At 70.0% G+C, this 14686-nt stretch carries 10 protein-coding genes, 1 tRNA gene and 2 pseudogenes; 6 read left to right on the top strand and 7 right to left on the bottom strand.

The features are described from left to right. Positions 1–104: 104 nt before the first annotated feature. Both A6A25_RS45265 and A6A25_RS43860 read right to left on the bottom strand, forming a co-directional pair. Positions 105–362 (bottom strand): hypothetical protein, encoded by a 258-nt coding sequence (locus tag A6A25_RS45265; RefSeq protein ID WP_083668083.1) that lies wholly within the window; start codon positions 360–362, stop codon positions 105–107. Next, on the bottom strand, positions 359–502 hold the full coding sequence (locus A6A25_RS43860; RefSeq protein WP_158073691.1) for a hypothetical protein: 144 nt from the start codon (positions 500–502) through the stop codon (positions 359–361). Before A6A25_RS43860 ends, A6A25_RS45265 begins: the two co-directional genes overlap by 4 nt. 106 nt (positions 503–608) lie before the next feature. Here A6A25_RS43860 and A6A25_RS07700 point away from each other — a divergent pair, with 106 nt between their 5' ends. From A6A25_RS07700 to A6A25_RS45255, 3 genes and pseudogenes are all read left to right on the top strand, one after another. Beyond that, a complete protein-coding gene (locus tag A6A25_RS07700; protein ID WP_158073690.1) occupies positions 609–2078 on the top strand; it encodes a hypothetical protein in 1470 nt (489 codons plus the stop codon). Further along, a pseudogene (locus A6A25_RS45260) lies at positions 1982–2740 on the top strand (DUF6119 family protein); the annotation flags it as partial. The gene A6A25_RS07700 and the pseudogene A6A25_RS45260, both read left to right, overlap by 97 nt. Positions 2741–2850: 110 nt before the next feature. Further along, positions 2851–3000, top strand: a pseudogene (locus A6A25_RS45255) (IS5/IS1182 family transposase); the annotation flags it as partial. Positions 3001–3292: 292 nt separating this feature from the next. Here A6A25_RS45255 and A6A25_RS07685 read toward each other — a convergent pair. Further along, positions 3293–3364, bottom strand: a tRNA-Arg gene (locus A6A25_RS07685). Between the two features lie 130 nt (positions 3365–3494). Between A6A25_RS07685 and A6A25_RS07680 the strand changes: the two genes are divergently transcribed. Both A6A25_RS07680 and A6A25_RS07675 read left to right on the top strand, forming a co-directional pair. Further along, complete coding sequence (locus A6A25_RS07680; RefSeq protein WP_158073688.1) at positions 3495–4226, top strand: alpha/beta fold hydrolase; 732 nt, start codon at positions 3495–3497, stop codon at positions 4224–4226. A gap of 70 nt (positions 4227–4296) precedes the next feature. Then, a complete protein-coding gene (locus A6A25_RS07675; protein WP_073887184.1) occupies positions 4297–5205 on the top strand; it encodes a cation diffusion facilitator family transporter in 909 nt (302 codons plus the stop codon). Between the two features lie 7 nt (positions 5206–5212). Here A6A25_RS07675 and A6A25_RS07670 read toward each other — a convergent pair whose 3' ends face one another. Further along, entirely contained in the window at positions 5213–9478 is a 4266-nt protein-coding gene (locus A6A25_RS07670) for a GH92 family glycosyl hydrolase (protein WP_073887182.1), read from the bottom strand. A gap of 178 nt (positions 9479–9656) precedes the next feature. Between A6A25_RS07670 and A6A25_RS07665 the strand changes: the two genes are divergently transcribed. Continuing rightward, the gene (locus tag A6A25_RS07665) at positions 9657–10802 is read left to right on the top strand and encodes an ROK family transcriptional regulator (protein ID WP_073887180.1); all 1146 of its coding nucleotides are present in this window, start codon (positions 9657–9659) and stop codon (positions 10800–10802) included. A gap of 240 nt (positions 10803–11042) precedes the next feature. On the opposite strand, the gene A6A25_RS07660 is transcribed toward A6A25_RS07665, so the two are convergent. The 3 genes from A6A25_RS07660 to A6A25_RS07650 all read right to left on the bottom strand — a co-directional run bounded on the left by A6A25_RS07660 (position 11043) and on the right by A6A25_RS07650 (position 14610). Beyond that, the gene (locus A6A25_RS07660) at positions 11043–12932 is read right to left on the bottom strand and encodes an acyl-CoA dehydrogenase family protein (protein ID WP_073887179.1); all 1890 of its coding nucleotides are present in this window, start codon (positions 12930–12932) and stop codon (positions 11043–11045) included. A gap of 180 nt (positions 12933–13112) precedes the next feature. Further along, positions 13113–13805 (bottom strand): DUF305 domain-containing protein, encoded by a 693-nt coding sequence (locus A6A25_RS07655; protein WP_073887178.1) that lies wholly within the window; start codon positions 13803–13805, stop codon positions 13113–13115. A 4-nt stretch (positions 13806–13809) separates the two neighbouring features. After that, the gene (locus tag A6A25_RS07650; RefSeq protein ID WP_073887177.1) at positions 13810–14610 is read right to left on the bottom strand and encodes a DUF3105 domain-containing protein; all 801 of its coding nucleotides are present in this window, start codon (positions 14608–14610) and stop codon (positions 13810–13812) included. Positions 14611–14686 lie beyond the last annotated feature (76 nt).

Raw genomic sequence — 14686 nt, 5'->3', positions numbered from 1 at the left:
AGCTGGGTGGTCCCGTCGTCGGAGTCGCGGGAGAGCCCGCGCCGTAGCGACTCGGCGGTGTTCTCCCAGAACGCGTCGCCCGCAGTGAGGTCGTCGAGGAAGAATCAGCCGCCCCGCTCGTGCGCCCGCTGCCGAACTAGGCCCAGCAGGTGCGTCTTCCTCACCCCTTTCTGCCCCTGCAGGACCAGGCCGATCGGGCTGGGACCGATGCTGCCGCGCGCGTCGGCGACGGCGTTGTCGATGGCCGCGACCGCCTCGGCGTGCAGGGCGTCGACGTGCCACGCGGAGTCCTGCCAGACGTCGTCGGGGGTGTTGGCCCAGTTGATCCGCAGCGAGGCCAGAGCCGCACGCCGGTCGGTCATGACGTCTCGATGGAGATCAGGTGGTTGTCCTCACCACCGACTCGGATCGCGGCGGCGTGGTCAGCCTCGGTGAGCGCTTTCCGATCTGATTTCCTCTCCACGCGCAACGTCCTGGTCGTGCTGGACAACGCGCGGTCCACCGACCAGATCGTTCCGCTGCTCCCCACAGGCTCGTCAAGCAGGCTGATCGTGACCAGCCGCCACCACCTCGCCGCGTTGGACGAAGCGATTCGTGTGCCGCTCAGGATGCTCGACGACTCCGACGGGGTCGCCCTGTTCCGCGCAATCTGCGGTGAGCGTCCCTCGGTCGACGACACCGCCGTGGTGCGACTGGTGCAGCAGTGTGGCGGGCTCCCGCTGGCGATCCGGATCGCGGCGTCCAGGTTCGCTACCGGATCGTGGACCGCGACCCGGTTCGCCGCGCTCGTCAACCGCCGCATCGGTCTCCTGACCGCGCTGGACGATGGCGAACGCAGCGTCACGGGCGTGCTCGACCTGTCCTACAGCACTCTCCCGCCCGCGGAGCGCAAGCTCTTGGGCCTGCTCACCATCCATCCCTACGGAACCATCGCGGAATGGTCCATCGAGGCCTGGCTCGACTTGGGTGGTGAACCCGTGGAGGAAGTCCTCGACCGGCTGCACGACGCCAATCTGATCACCCGCGACGAGCACGGTGACATCAGGCTGCACGACCTGGTTCGAGCGTTCACCGTGCGCCGCGCAGTCTCCGACGTGTGCGACCAGGACCGCCAGGCCGCGACGTCGCGGCTCATCGACCTCGCGTTGGGTGCAGCGGCGGCCGCCGATCGCCTGATCGAACCACACCGTTACCTCCCGCGCACACCGCCTCCTCCTGCGCGGCTCCCGTTCCAGGACGCGGACACGGCGAGGAGATGGTTGCGTGCATCGTGGCCCATGCTGACCGGCGTGGTCGAGCTGGCGTCCGGTGACGCACGGTCCTGGCAGCTCGTGCTCGTCCTGCGGGGGTTCTTCTTCGCCGACCGCCTCTTCGAGCCATGGGTGACCACCCACCGCACCGCCCTCGCCACCGCGGATGCCTTGGGCGATCAGGTCGCCCAAGCGATGATCCTGAACAGCCTCGGTATGGCGCACGTGGAAACGGGTGATCTGGCGGCGGCCGCCGAGGCGCACCGACGTGCCCAGATCATCCACGCGGAGACCGGAGACCGGCGCGGGCAGATCGACGCGCGATCCAGCCTCGCCTGGGTGCGGCTGTACGAGGGTCGCGCTGAGGATGCGATCGCCGACCTCGACGCCGCGCTCGACTACTACCGGTCTACCGGCCTGACGCGCAACACCTTGATCGCCCTGCGTGGACTGGCGTTCGCCTCTGCGGCGATGGGCAAGCACGACGTTGCCGCCGAGTACGCCCGCGAGGCGGTAGCCCGGGCACGGCAACCGCTGGAGGCCACCATGGGGACCAACTGCCTGGCCTGGGTCGACTTCCACGCAGGCCGTCTCGACGACGCCTGCCGCCACTACAGCGAAGCCGTCGCACTCGCAGTGCAGGCGGATAGCCGCTACGAGATGACCCGCGCCCTCCTCGGTCTGGGCAACGTCGAGTCCCGCCAGGGCCGCCCGTCCCGTGCCGCAGACCTGTGGCGGCACGCGGAAGCCCAGTCGGTCTGGGTCAACCCCGCCACGGTCGTCGAGGTCACCGCCTACCACGACCTCGACCGCGGAAGCCGGAGGTGACCGCGGTGGAAACCTACGCACCAACCCCGGAGTCGACTCGGACGGCGAACCTCTACCGCCTGCGCCCGGGCGTCGCGTTCGCCGACTGCTGGGCTCGCCCGAAGAACAGCGCCGACGACACCTACGTCGCGACACCTGTCGCTGCGCTCGGCGACGAGGCACTGCTCGTGGCGGGCAGCCCGGAGCCCACCAGGCTCGCATGGGTGGCACTGATCGAGGGTCTGACCGGCACATCGCTCGACTTCCGGGGCGGCCAATCCTCGGTGATCCTGTTCGTCCGCGTCGGTCAGCAGGCCTTCGCCCTCACGTTCGGCGGCGGCTGGCGCATGCTGCGCTCAGGTGCCGTCGACCACGACTTCGGGCTGAACCTGGCCCTGCGGGTGCTCGACTCGGGTGCTGTCCGGACCATCAGCCGGACTCACTTCGGCAGCAAAGCGCGCGTTGACCGGAACACCGTTCCCGGCGGCACTTCGCTCTGGTCGTTCGGCATCCGCGAGCACGCCGAACTGGTGGGTCAGATCGCAGGCAGGATCAGGTCGACGGAGTCCCTGCGGATCAGCCAGGTCCGCAAGTCGGAGCGTCGCATCACGATCGACTGCACCAAACGCGTTCGGCTGCCCATACCGTCGGACCGGGCGAACCTCATCGACGACCTCCGTGAGATCAGCCGCCTGGCACCGTGTGCCGCTACATCCGCGAGGCGGTCGAACTCTTGGCCGTACCGGCACTCGGACTGGCCGACGCGGCGCGATTCACCGCGGACTCCGTGCTGGCAGTCAACCGCTCCCACGCCCGCGCCCTCGGCGAACGAGCGGTATCGATCCTCAAGACCCGACGACTACCGCGCAGACTCCGCTGCTCCACCACCCGCATCACCAACCCGACCGGAGCCGTCCTTGCACTTCATCTCGCTGCAGGATGAGGCTGAAAGGTCTCCATCACTCCTGTGATGGAGATCGAAGTCGGACCAACAACACCTTCAGCCCCACCGGCCAGACGACCAGGGACGTGACTGGCATCTCAAGGGACGGGGTCATCCGCTGCGGATGACCCCGTCCCCCATCGTTGTAAAGCCCCATCAAACGGGCAGCGCGGGCGCCATACCCCATAGGAGACCATCGCGAAAAGGCGTGACCTGAGGGTTCAGCTTCCCCAGTCCACGCTGCCGCCCAGGAGGAACAGGACCGACCTGCAGAGAAGCTTGATCAATTAAGTGCCCCCGGCAGGATTCGAACCTGCGCTCCCGCCTCCGGAGGGCGGTGCTCTATCCCCTGAGCTACGGGGGCCGCAGCTACGGGTGGAAGCTTAGCGTACGGCCGGGGGGTGGTTTCACCCCCTACCCTCTTCGGGGTGGAAGGTGGGCGCAGCTGGGTGGTTCGGAGCGGTGACCTGGGGATTTCGGTGGTGGAGGGAGGCGTGGCGGGCGGGGTGCCGGTGGTGTTGGTGCACGGGTACCCGGACACGTCGGAAGTGTGGGCCGGGGTGGCGGAGAGGTTGGGGCGGCGGTTCCGGGTGGTTCGGTACGACGTGCGAGGGGCTGGGCGGTCGGGAGAGCCCGGTGGGGTGGAGGGGTATCGGGTCGAGCGGTTGGTCGAGGACTTGGTGGCGGTGGTGGGGGAGGTCGGGCAGCCGGTTCACCTCGTGGGGCACGACTGGGGGTCGGTGCAGGGGTGGGCGGCGGTGGTGGCTCGGCCCGAGTTGTTCCGGTCGTTCACCAGTGTTTCCGGGCCCGATTTGGGGCAGTTGGGCGATTGGGTGAGGCGCAATCGCTTGCGGCCGGTGAAGGTGGCCGGTGTGCTGGGGCGGTCGTGGTACATCGCCGGGTTCATGGTGCCCGGTGTGGCCGAAGTGCTGTGGCGGGTGCCGGTCGTCCGGAAGTGGTTGCGGGCGGGGCGGCGGGAGTTGGTCAACGGGTTGGGGCTGTACCGCGCCAACGTGGGGCGCGGGCGCGTTCCGGCGGTGGTGTCGGTGCCCGTTCACCAGATCGAGTTGACCGAGGACCCGTTCGTGGTGAGAGAGCACCTCGAAGCCGCGGAACCCTGGGTGGAGCGGCTGACGAGGAGCAGCGTCCACGCGGGGCACTGGGCGCCGCGGACGCATCCGGAGCAGGTGGCGCGGCACATCGAGGACGCGATCGCCGACCGGTGACACCTCGGCGCGGTGTGGCGCCCCCGACACTCGAGTTGCACTCATGCGCATGTGACTATACGTTCCGCTCATGGGTCACGGACACGGCCACGGCGTGTCGTCGGGGAGCGCCAGGCACCTCGGCCGGCTGTGGGTCGCCTTCGGCATCGGTGCGGCCTTCATGGCGCTGGAGTTCGTCGTCGGCCTCGCCACCGGCTCGCTGGCCCTGATCTCCGACGCCGCCCACATGCTCACCGACGTCCTGGGCATCGGCATGGCGCTGGCCGCGATCATGCTGGCCCGCCGCGCCAGAACGGGTGGCAGCCGCACGTTCGGCCTCTACCGCGCCGAAGTGCTGGCCGCGCTCGCCAACGCCGTGCTGCTGTTCGGCGTGGCCGGCTACGTCGTGTACGAGGCGGTCGGGCGGTTCGGCAACCCGCCGGAGGTGCCCGGTCTGCCGGTGGTGCTGGCCGCGAGCGCGGGCCTGGTGGCCAACGTCGTCGCGTTCTTCCTGCTCCGGGACGGCGCGAAGGACAGCATCAACGTTCGCGGCGCCTATTTGGAGGTCCTCGCGGACCTGATCGGGTCGGTCGGCGTGCTCATCAGCGGCGCCGTCACGCTGATCTTCGGCTGGCGCTACGCCGACCCCGTCATGGGTGTCGCGATCGGCCTGTTCGTCCTCCCGCGCACGTACAAGCTGGCCGCGAACGCCCTGCGCATCCTCTTCCAGCACGCCCCCGAACGCCTGGACGTCGCCGAGATGAAGGCCGACCTGGGCCGCCTGCCCGGCGTGGCCGAGACGCACGACCTGCACGTCTGGACGCTGACGTCGGGCATGGAGGTCGCCTCGGCGCACCTCACCACCCGCGACCGGGTCGACCCGGCCGAGGTGCTGCGCGCGGCACAGGTGCTGCTGGCCGAGCGGTACCACATCGAGCACGCCACGCTGCAGGTCGAACCAGGAGATTCCGCGCAGAGGTGCCGCGAAATCTCCTGGTGACCACCACCTACAGCGACGCGCACTGCCCCGTCTTCGGCCCGTCGGCCGAGTTCACCCAACCGTTGTTCACCGGTTCAGGCGAACTTCCGGTGCACGACAGCGGTCCGGCCACGGTGTTGCCCGCGACGAGCGTGCCGCCCTTGTTGTCGACCAGCCGCACGGGCCCGCCCGCGGTCACCCGTTCCAGCGACAACTCGCCGGACGTCCCGCTGATGTCCACCGGCCCGCCGACCGACGTCTCCACCAGCACGACCGCCGCGGCACCGGTCGCCCGCACGGGGCCGTCCACCGTCCCGCCGAACACGTACAGCGACGCGCCCGCCGCCACCGTCACCGGACCGGTCACCGAAGCGCCGTCCACGCACGTCACGCCCGACTCCACGCGCAGCGGACCGGCGTGCTCACCGGTCACCGTGGCCGAGCACGTCACGAACGGCTTGGCCAGCAGCTCGAACTCGGCCACCGTCGCCGAGCCCGGGAACTCCAGCCGGTAGTGCTGGTAGTGACCCGGTCGGGCGATCTTGAACGCCCGCGTCTGCTGCCGCCACGGGAACGCCTCACCGGACCGCTCGTCCACGACCGCCCAGGTCTTCCCGTCGTAGGAACCCTTCAGCACCCACGACGACGGGTCGCCCGAGTCCTTGCCCGAGGTGAGCGTGTAGAACGTGGCGCTCTCCTTCTTCGACGGCAGGTCCACCTGCAACCACGACAGCGCACCGGACGTCTGCGAGGTGTTGTCCACCACCGCCGCCGGCGCACCGCTCACCGTCCCGAGCAGCGTCACGTCCCGCAACGGCGTGGGAGCCGAGGTACCCGTGGTCAACGACGGCGGCGCGGCGTCCGGACCGGTGGCCCACCGGGACGGCGACGACCCCATGTCGAAGTCCAGCACACCGCCGTTCGCGATCTCCGCGTGCGGCAGGTACGCCTTGTCCCACTTCTTGCCGTTGACCGTCAACGACTGCACGTAGATGTTCTGCGCCGAGTTGGCCGGTGCGTTGATGACGAGCGTGCGCCCGTTGTCGAGGTGCACGGTCATCTTCTTGAACAGCGGCGACCCGATCGCGTAGGACGAGTTGCCCATCTGCAGCGGGTAGAAGCCCATGGCGCTGAACAGCCACCACGCCGACTGCTCGCCGTTGTCCTCGTCACCGGGGTAGCCCTGGCCGATCTCGCTGCCCAGGTAGAGCCGGGACAGGATCTCGCGCACCTTCTCCTGCGTCTTCCACGGCTGACCGGCGTAGTCGTACATGTACGTGATGTGGTGCGACACCTGGTTGGAGTGCCCGAGCTGTCCCATCCGCACGTCGCGCGCCTCGGTCATCTCGTGGATCACGCCGCCGTACGAGCCGGGGAACTTCGCGGTCTCCGGCGTGGCGAAGAACTCGTCCAGCTTCTTCGCCAGCCCGTCGCGCCCGCCGTAGAGGTTGGCCAGGCCCTGCCCGTCGTGCGGCACGGAGAACGCCATGTTCCAGCCGTCGGTCTCGGTGTAGTCGTGGCCCCACTCGCGCGGGTCGTACTCCTCGGTCGGCACGCGCCACGTGCCGTCCGGGTTGCGGCCCTGGAAGAAGCCCGTCGACGGGTCGAACATGTGGATGTAGTTCTGCGCGCGGTTGGCGAAGTACTCGTGCGCCGCCTGGTACTGCGCGTCACCGGTCCGCTCGTGCAGCGCCTTCGCCATGTTCGCGATGCCGTAGTCGTTGACGTAGCCCTCGATCGCCCACGACATGCCCTCGCCGGTGGCGGTGGAGGTGTAGCCGGTGAAGATCGAGGTGTCCAGGCCCTTGCGGCCGACGCCCGCGTTCGGCGGCGCGACCGTCGCGTTCTTCACCGCGGCCTCGTAGGCGGCCGGGGCGTCGGGCAGCGGCACGCCCTTCACGAACGCGTCCGCGAACGCCACGTCGGAGCTGGTGCCGGTCATCAGGTTCGCGTAACCGGGCGAGGACCAGCGCGAGATCCACCCGCCGTCCCGGTACTGCTGCACGAACCCGTCGGCCAGCTCGGCCGCCCGGCCCGGCGTCAGCAGGCTGTACGCGGGCCACGTGGTCCGGTAGGTGTCCCAGAACCCGTTGTTGACGTAGATCTTGCCGTCCACGACCTTCGCGCCGGTCCGCGTGGGCGTGGCCGGCCCGGCGGCCTGCACGGGCGACGCGTACTGGTACTTCGGCGCGTCGGCGGTGCCGGTGTTCTCGAAGCCGGAGTTCGGGTAGAGGTAGAGCCGGTAGAGGTTGGAGTACAGCGTGGTCAGCTGGTCCTCCGACGCGCCCTCGACCTCGACCATGCGCAGCACGCGGTCCCACGCGTCCCGCGCCCGGTCGCGCACCGAGTCGAACGTGTCCGAGCTGGACACCTCCAGCTCCAGGTTCCTTCGAGCCTGGTCCACGCCCAGCAACGAGGTGGCGATCTTCATCGTCACGGTCTTGTCGCCGGAGGTGTCGAACTGGAAGAACCCGGCCACGTCGTCCCGGCCCGCACCGGTCAGCCGACCGCTGGAGACGACCGGCTTGTCCACGACGCCGTACACGAACAGCCGCGTGGCACCGGTCGACAGGCCGCTCTTGACGTCCGAGAAGCCCGTCACCACACCGGACGCCGGGTCCAGCGTCAGCCCGCCGCTGTTGTTGACGTTGTCGAACACCAGGTTCGACGTGCCGTCCACGAACGTGAAACGGAACACCGCGGCGTGGTCGGTAGGCGCGATCTCCGTGCGCATCCCGTTCTCGAACTCCACGCCGTAGTAGTGCGCCTTGGCGGTCTCGTTCTCGTGCCTGAACGGCAGCGCGCGCGCCGCCCGGTCGGCGGTGGGCGTGCCGGTGGACGGCATCACCTGGAACGTCTGCCGGTCACCCATCCACGGGCTGGGCTCGTGGCTCGCGGTGAACGCCTGCAACGTCGGCAGGTTGTCCCGGTTGTTGGTCTTCGCGTACTCGTAGAGCCAGCTGGTCGAGCCCGCGTTGGTCATGGGCGACCAGAAGTTGAAGCCGTGCGGCACCGCGGTGGCCGGGATGTTGTTGCCCCGCGAGAACGAGCCGCTGGAGTTCGTGCCGCGGGTGGTCAGCACCCAGTCCGACGGGCGCGGCCGGTCGACCACGACCGGGGCGGACTTCACCGCGATGTCGTCGACCCAGCCGTTGAACCCGGCCGGTCCCTTCGGGTTGTCGTACGCCACCAGGATCCGCTTGACCGTCTTGCCGGCGGCGACCTGGCCGATCACCGACGCGACCCGGTTCCACTGGTTGGTGTAGAGCGACTTGGCCGCGCCCTGGCCGCGCGGTGACAGCTCGAACCCGTGCTGGTCGCGCGCGCCGAGGTCGCTGAGGTACGTGCCGTCGGCGAACGCGAGGTCCAGCGACACGTACGTGGCCGGGTAGTTGAGGTCGTCCGTGGTGAACGACGGGAAGATCAGGTACGACAGCTCGGTGGTCGCGGTGACCGGGATGTCGACCTCGTAGACCTTGTTGTACGAGTAGCCGCGCCCCTCGGCGACGTGCGTCCCCTGGTACCGCAACGCCTTCACGCCGGTGAACCCGGCGCCCGCCTTCGCGTTGTACCCGCCGTTGGCGCCCTTGCCCACGGTCGTGCGCATGTTCTTCGCCGGCGGGGTGGTGGAGCCGTCGGAGAACTGCACCTCGGCGAGCTGGATGAGGTTCACGCCGCCCGCGGTGGCCGAGATGTCGAGCTGGTAGTGCTTGAACGCCTCGGTGTTGGCGATGTCGTAGGTCTTGGTCTGGAACCGCTCGGTGAACGCCTCACCGGTGCGGGCGTCCAGCGGGGTCCACGTGGTGCCGTCGTTCGAGCCGCGCAGCGTCCAGTCCTTCGGATCGCGCTCGGGCGCGTCGTTGGCCGACGACATCGCGTAGCGCTTGACCGCGACCGGTTCGGCGAAGGTGAACCGCGCCCAGCCGGTCGGCGTGAAGGTGAGCCACTTGGACGACACGTTGCCGTCGACCAGGTTCTCCTTCACCTCGCCCGCGCTCGTGTGCTCGGAGTTGGCCGCCACGTCGACCACGCGGTCGGTGACGTTGCCCGGGATACCGGTGGAGTCCGAGCCGTTGACGCCCGATGTCTTGGGCGTGCCGTCCGGGCCGGTCTCCACGGTGCTGGCCCAGGTCGGCTGCGGCTGCCCGTCCTCGAACGACGTGGCGAAGAGCGTCTCGCTCACGGTTGGCTCCCCCGGTGCGGCGGTCGCGGAAGGCCAGCCTCCCACGCTCCCCACCGCCAGTGCGATGGTCGAGACGACCACCAGCGATCTTCTGCCGCGTTTGTGCCCCATTGCACGCCTTTCGCCCGAACCGACCGCGATCCTTAGCGAAGCAAAGGGCGTACCTGACATCGTTGTCAAGAGTGGTCGCGCAACTTGTCCGCAAGCCTGTCCGGATGCTGCTCCGCCCGATCTACACTCACTCACCGTGACGGCCCGGACCACGCCCCCGGTGGGCACCCCCGCGGGGATGCGCGTGCTCAACCAGCGCGCGGTGCTCGACCGGCTGCGGGTGGGCGGTCCGGCGACCAGGCCGCAGATCGCCAAGGACACCGGCCTGTCCAAGCCGACCGTGGGCCAGGCGCTGCTCGACCTGGAGCAGCACGGCCTGGTCCGCACCACCGGCCGCACGTCAGCCGGTCCGGGCCGGTCGGCGGTGGTCTACGAGCCGAACCCGGCGGCGGGGCACGTGCTGGGCGTGGACATCGGCAGGCAGCGGATCCGGGTCGCGGTGGCGGACCTGTCCGGGTCGGTGATCGCGCGGGTGGACGAGCGCAACCGGTGCCGCTCGGCGACGGCGCTGGTCCGCACGGTGGGCGAGCTGGCCGAGCGCACGGTGTCCGACGCCGGCCTGTCGCCCGCCGACCTGGTGGTGAAGGTGGTCGGCACGCCCGGCGTGCCCGACCCGCGCGACCGGACGTTGCACCACGCGCCGAACCTACCGGGCTGGGAACGGCCCGGCCTGCTGGACGACCTGGAAGCCGAGCTGGGCCCGGACCTGGTGGTGGAGAACGACGCCAACCTGGCGGCCGTCGGCGAGCACGCGCACGGGGCGGCCCGGGACGCCGACGTGTTCGTGTGCGTCACCGTCGGCACCGGGATCGGCATGGGGATCGTGGTGGACGGCCGGTTGTTCCGCGGCGCGCACGGTGCCGCGGGCGAGGTCGGCTACCTGCCCTTCCCCGGTCAGTCCGAAGAGGACGGACGGCAGCGCGGCCAGGTCGAGGCGGCCGCGGCGGCGGAGTCCGTGGTGGCGCTGGCGAAGCAGCGCGGGTTGTCGGCGCGCTCGGCGCGCGAGGTGTTCGCCGCGGCGAGGGCCGGTGACGAGCGGGCGCTGCTCGCGGTGCGCGACGAGGCCGAGCGGCTGGCGTTCGTGGTGGCGTCGGTGGTGGCGGTGGTCGACCCGGAGCTGGTGGTGCTCGGCGGCGGCATCGGCAGCAACACCGACCTGCTGCGGGAACCGCTGGAGGCCGCGTTGCGCCGGATGACGCCGCTCGTGCCGCGGATCGTGGCGGGCGGGCTGGGTGACGGCGCGGTGCTCAGCGGCGCGATCGAGATCGGGTTGCGGTCAGCACGGGAACTGGTGTTCGACCGCCGAGGTGCGGTCACTCCCTGAGAGTAGTCGAGTGGCTCTCACCTGGTGATTCACTCGAAAGTCGCAAGTCTCAACTCACCAGTAATGACGTAGCGTCACTCGTTACCTCCTCCTGGAGGGTGTTGTTCCTTCCGTTGTTAGAAGGGGAGTCGAAAGGGGAGTACGGGGGACGTGGTCCCCTTTCGACCGTGCCACGGGGCAGGTGCCGCGCCCGCAAACACCTGCCCCGTGTACAACGGCGCGCCCCGTGTACAACGGCGCCTACGGCGTCTTCCGGTGCACGTCCCGCGCGGTGGACGCCCGGTGGGTCGAGTCCGCGATCCACGGCCCCGGGCTGGACGGGTCGAGCACGCCCTCTTCGAGCCAGGTGAACCGACCGTCCAGGACCTGCCGCGCCAGCGCCGCGTCCGAGTCGTCCGAGTTGCGCCACAACCGGTCGAACAGCTCGTCGACCCGCACCCTGGCCTGCGCCGCGAACGCGTCCGCCAGCGCCACCGCCCGGTCGCCGTCCGCCACCGCCTTCACGCACGCCGCGCTGATCGCGAACAGCTCCGCGCCGATGTCCACGATCCGCGCCAGGAACCGCTGCTTGAGCTCCATCCGCCCCTGCCAGCGCGACATCGCGTAGAACGTCTGCCTGGCCAGCTTGCGGCTCGCCCGCTCGACGAACCGCAGGTGCCCGGCCAGCGGCCCGAACTCGGCGTAGGCGCGCGGGACCTGGCCCTTGCCGACCACCAGCGTCGGCAGCCACTTCGCGTAGAACCCGCCCGCCCTGGCCAGCGCCTGCGCCTTGCGCTTGGCGTCGGCCTCCGGGTCGATGATGTCCCCGGCGACGGCGAGGTGCGCGTCCACCGCCTCCCGCGCGATCAGCAGGTGCATGATCTCGGTCGAACCCTCGAAGATCCGGTTGATGCGCAGGTCGCGCAGCACCTGCTCGGCGGGCACGCCCCGTTCGCCGCGGGCCGCCAGGGACGCCGCCGTCTCGTAGCCGCGACCGCCGCGCAGCTGCACCAGCTCGTCGGCGACCAGCCAGGCCATCTCCGAGCCGTACAGCTTCGCCAGCGCGGCCTCGATGCGGATGTCGTGCCCGCCCGCGTCGGCCAGCTCGCTGGACAGGTCGAGCACGGCCTCCAGCGCGTAGGCCGTGGCCGCGATGTAGGCGACCTTGCCCGCGATGGCCTCGTGCTTGCCGATCGGCAGGCCCCACTGCACGCGTTCCGACGACCACTCGCGGGCGATCTTCAGGCACCACTTCGCCGCGCCCGCGCACAGGGCGGGCAGCGACAGCCGGCCGGTGTTGAGCGTGGTGAGCGCGATCTTGAGCCCCATGCCCTCCTTGCCGATCAGGTTGGCCCTGGGCACGTGGACCTGGTGGAACCGGGTGACGCCGTTCTCCAGGCCGCGCAGGCCCATGAACTCGTTGCGGTTCTCCACCGTGATGCCGGGCGAGTCGCCCTCGACCACGAACGCGCTGATGCCCTTGCCGGGCACCTGGGCCATCACCACGAGCAGGTCGGCCACCACGCCGTTCGTCGTCCACAGCTTCACGCCGTCGAGCACCCAGCCGTCGTCGGTGGGCGTGGCGGTGGTGCCCAGGCGGGCCGGGTCGCTGCCCACGTCCGGCTCGGTGAGCAGGAACGCGCTGATCGCGCCGGTCGCGCAGCGGGGCAGGTACTCGCGCTTCTGCTCGTCGGTGCCGAACATCGCCAGCGGCTGCGGCACGCCGATCGACTGGTGCGCGGAGAGCATCGCGCCCAGTGCCGGGCTGACCGAGCCGACCATCATCAGCGCCCGGTTGTAGTAGACCTGGGACAGGCCCAGGCCGCCGTACTCCTCCTTGATCTTCATGCCGAACGCGCCGAGCTGCTTGAGGCCGGTCAGCACGTGGTCGGGGATGCGGGCATCCCGCTCGATGACCGCGCCGTCCACGGAGTGCTCGCAGAACTCGCGCAGGGCGGCGAGGAACGTCTCGCCGCGCTCCCGGTCCTCGGCCGAGCCGCCGGGGTGCGGGTGGATCAGGTCGAGGCGGAAGTGGCCGAGGAAGAGCTCACGGCCGAAGCTGGGGTGGCGCCACCGGGTCTCGCGGGCCTGTTCGGCGACCTTGCGTGCGGTGCGCTCGTCGACGTGCCGGTCGGGATCCACTGCGGTCATCGCTGACCTCCGTGTTGGATTGCCGCTCCGCAGACGGCGGGCTCGGTCGCCTGGAAGACGATCGACGCGACCTCGCGGACGGGGTCTCCCACGTTACTACCGGCGGGTAGCGCCGACCGGGTGACAGGAAACCGCAGGAGGCGCGCGTATCCGGCCGGGACAGCGGGTGCCCCGAGTCGGTCACCGCGCGAGTGGCTGTGCTCCGCGTTCGGCGATGAGCCGCTGCATCAACTCGCTCTCGCTGCTCTGCGACTTGAGCATGCTTTCCGCGAGGGTGCGCACGGCGTGCTGGCCGGCGTGGTCGACCGCGTACTGCACCATGGCGGTGCCGCCCTGGTGGTGCCGGAGCATCAGCTGCAGGAAGTAGACGTCGAACTCGACGCCGGACAGCGAGCGCAGCCTGGCCAGCTCCTCGGAGGACGCCATGCCCGGCATCGGGTTGCCGGAGGGCGTCGCCGCCCCGGTCGCGTCGTGCCCGTGGGCCCCGTCCTCGGTCATCCACGCCATGTGCCGCCCGGCCATGGGCTGCTCGGGCTGCCCCCACAGCATGAGCCAGCCCTTCATGCGGCCCACCTGCTCCAGTTGCGTGCTGGAGACGTCGAACGCGAACGACCGGATCTTGTCGTCGGCCGATCGGTCACGGGCGATGTTGGCCATCTGCACCGCTTGGAGGTGGTGCATGGCCATGTCCTGGGAGAACCCGACGTCAACGGAGTCCGCGCCGGGTGCGGCGGGTGAGGAGTCCGAGCCGGGGATCTTGATCAACAAGCCGACCGCCGCGCCGAGCAGCAGGATCGCGAGCACGGCCGTGGTCGAGACCACCGCCCAGGCGAGGTTGCTCCGCCTGGGCGTGGTCCCGGATGGATCGGTCACGTGCTCAGCTGCCCGCCGACGGCGCGGTGGAGGAGGGCGCGGCGGAGTTGCGCGCGCTCTCGGCCTCGTCGCCCATCGGCTCGGCGTCCGCACCGGGCGCCTCGGCCACGAACGGCGCCGGGTTGTCCACGAAGGCGGCGTTGTCGCAGGGCGACCCCACCTCGGGGTAGGTGTACTGGTTGCGCCGCAGCGACTGGATGAACTGGTCGATGCGCTCGTCGTCGGCGCTCTCCAGCTTCAGCTGGTGGCCCCACGTCTGCAGCGCGATCGGCTTGTCCAGGCCGGGGTAGGGCGACATCATCGAGAACGGCTGGCCGTCGACCCTGCTCTTGAGCTTGTCCAAGGCCTCGCCGGTCACCTGGTCGGGGTTGTACGCCAGCCAGAACGCGCCGTGCTCCATCGCGTGGACCATGTTCTCGGTGCGCACGGCGGTGGGGTAGACCACGCCGTTGCAGTCCGCCCACTGGTTGTCGTGCGGCCCGCCGAACGGCGGCGAGAAGTCGTAGGCGACCCGCCTCGGCGCGTCCACGTGCTTGCCGGGCTTGTACTCGCGCTTGGTCACGCCCGGGATCTGGTCCGAGGGGTCCTTGTTCTCCTCGGACGGGTTCCACTTGGCGAGTGCGGCCTCTTTCGCGTTCTGGTCCGCGATCTGGGAGTACGCGTAACCGAACACGGTGCCGGCCAGTGCCAGCACGGCCACCACCGCGAGGATGGTGCCCCAGGGCTTCGGCTTCTTGGCCACCACCGAGGAGCGCGCCGCCGCAACGCTGGAGCGCGCGGCCTTCGTCTTCTTGCCGCTGGTCATGTCCGCCTCAGTCTCGTCATACGCCCATGCCGCGGGCCAGTGTAGGGATACGGTGTCTGATCACCGTCAACTGCCC

The sequence above is a fragment of the Saccharothrix sp. CB00851 genome, assembly GCF_001905065.1.
In the GTDB taxonomy this organism is placed as follows: Bacteria; Actinomycetota; Actinomycetes; order Mycobacteriales; family Pseudonocardiaceae; genus Actinosynnema.
Note: the sequence above shows the minus strand (reverse complement) of the source record. Positions and strands in the feature narration are given on the sequence as shown.

What these genes read in the sequence shown, in the direction of transcription:
- A6A25_RS07665 (WP_073887180.1), top strand. Translation starts at nt 9,657, where the DNA reads ATGCGCGTGCTCAACCAGCGCGCGGTGCTCGACCGGCTGCGGGTGGGC.
- A6A25_RS07670 (WP_073887182.1), bottom strand. Translation starts at nt 9,478, where the DNA reads ATGGGGCACAAACGCGGCAGAAGATCGCTGGTGGTCGTCTCGACCATC.
- A6A25_RS07700 (WP_158073690.1), top strand. Translation starts at nt 609, where the DNA reads ATGCTCGACGACTCCGACGGGGTCGCCCTGTTCCGCGCAATCTGCGGT.
- A6A25_RS07675 (WP_073887184.1), top strand. Translation starts at nt 4,297, where the DNA reads ATGGGTCACGGACACGGCCACGGCGTGTCGTCGGGGAGCGCCAGGCAC.
- A6A25_RS45265 (WP_083668083.1), bottom strand. Translation starts at nt 362, where the DNA reads ATGACCGACCGGCGTGCGGCTCTGGCCTCGCTGCGGATCAACTGGGCC.
- A6A25_RS07650 (WP_073887177.1), bottom strand. Translation starts at nt 14,610, where the DNA reads ATGACCAGCGGCAAGAAGACGAAGGCCGCGCGCTCCAGCGTTGCGGCG.
- A6A25_RS07660 (WP_073887179.1), bottom strand. Translation starts at nt 12,932, where the DNA reads ATGACCGCAGTGGATCCCGACCGGCACGTCGACGAGCGCACCGCACGC.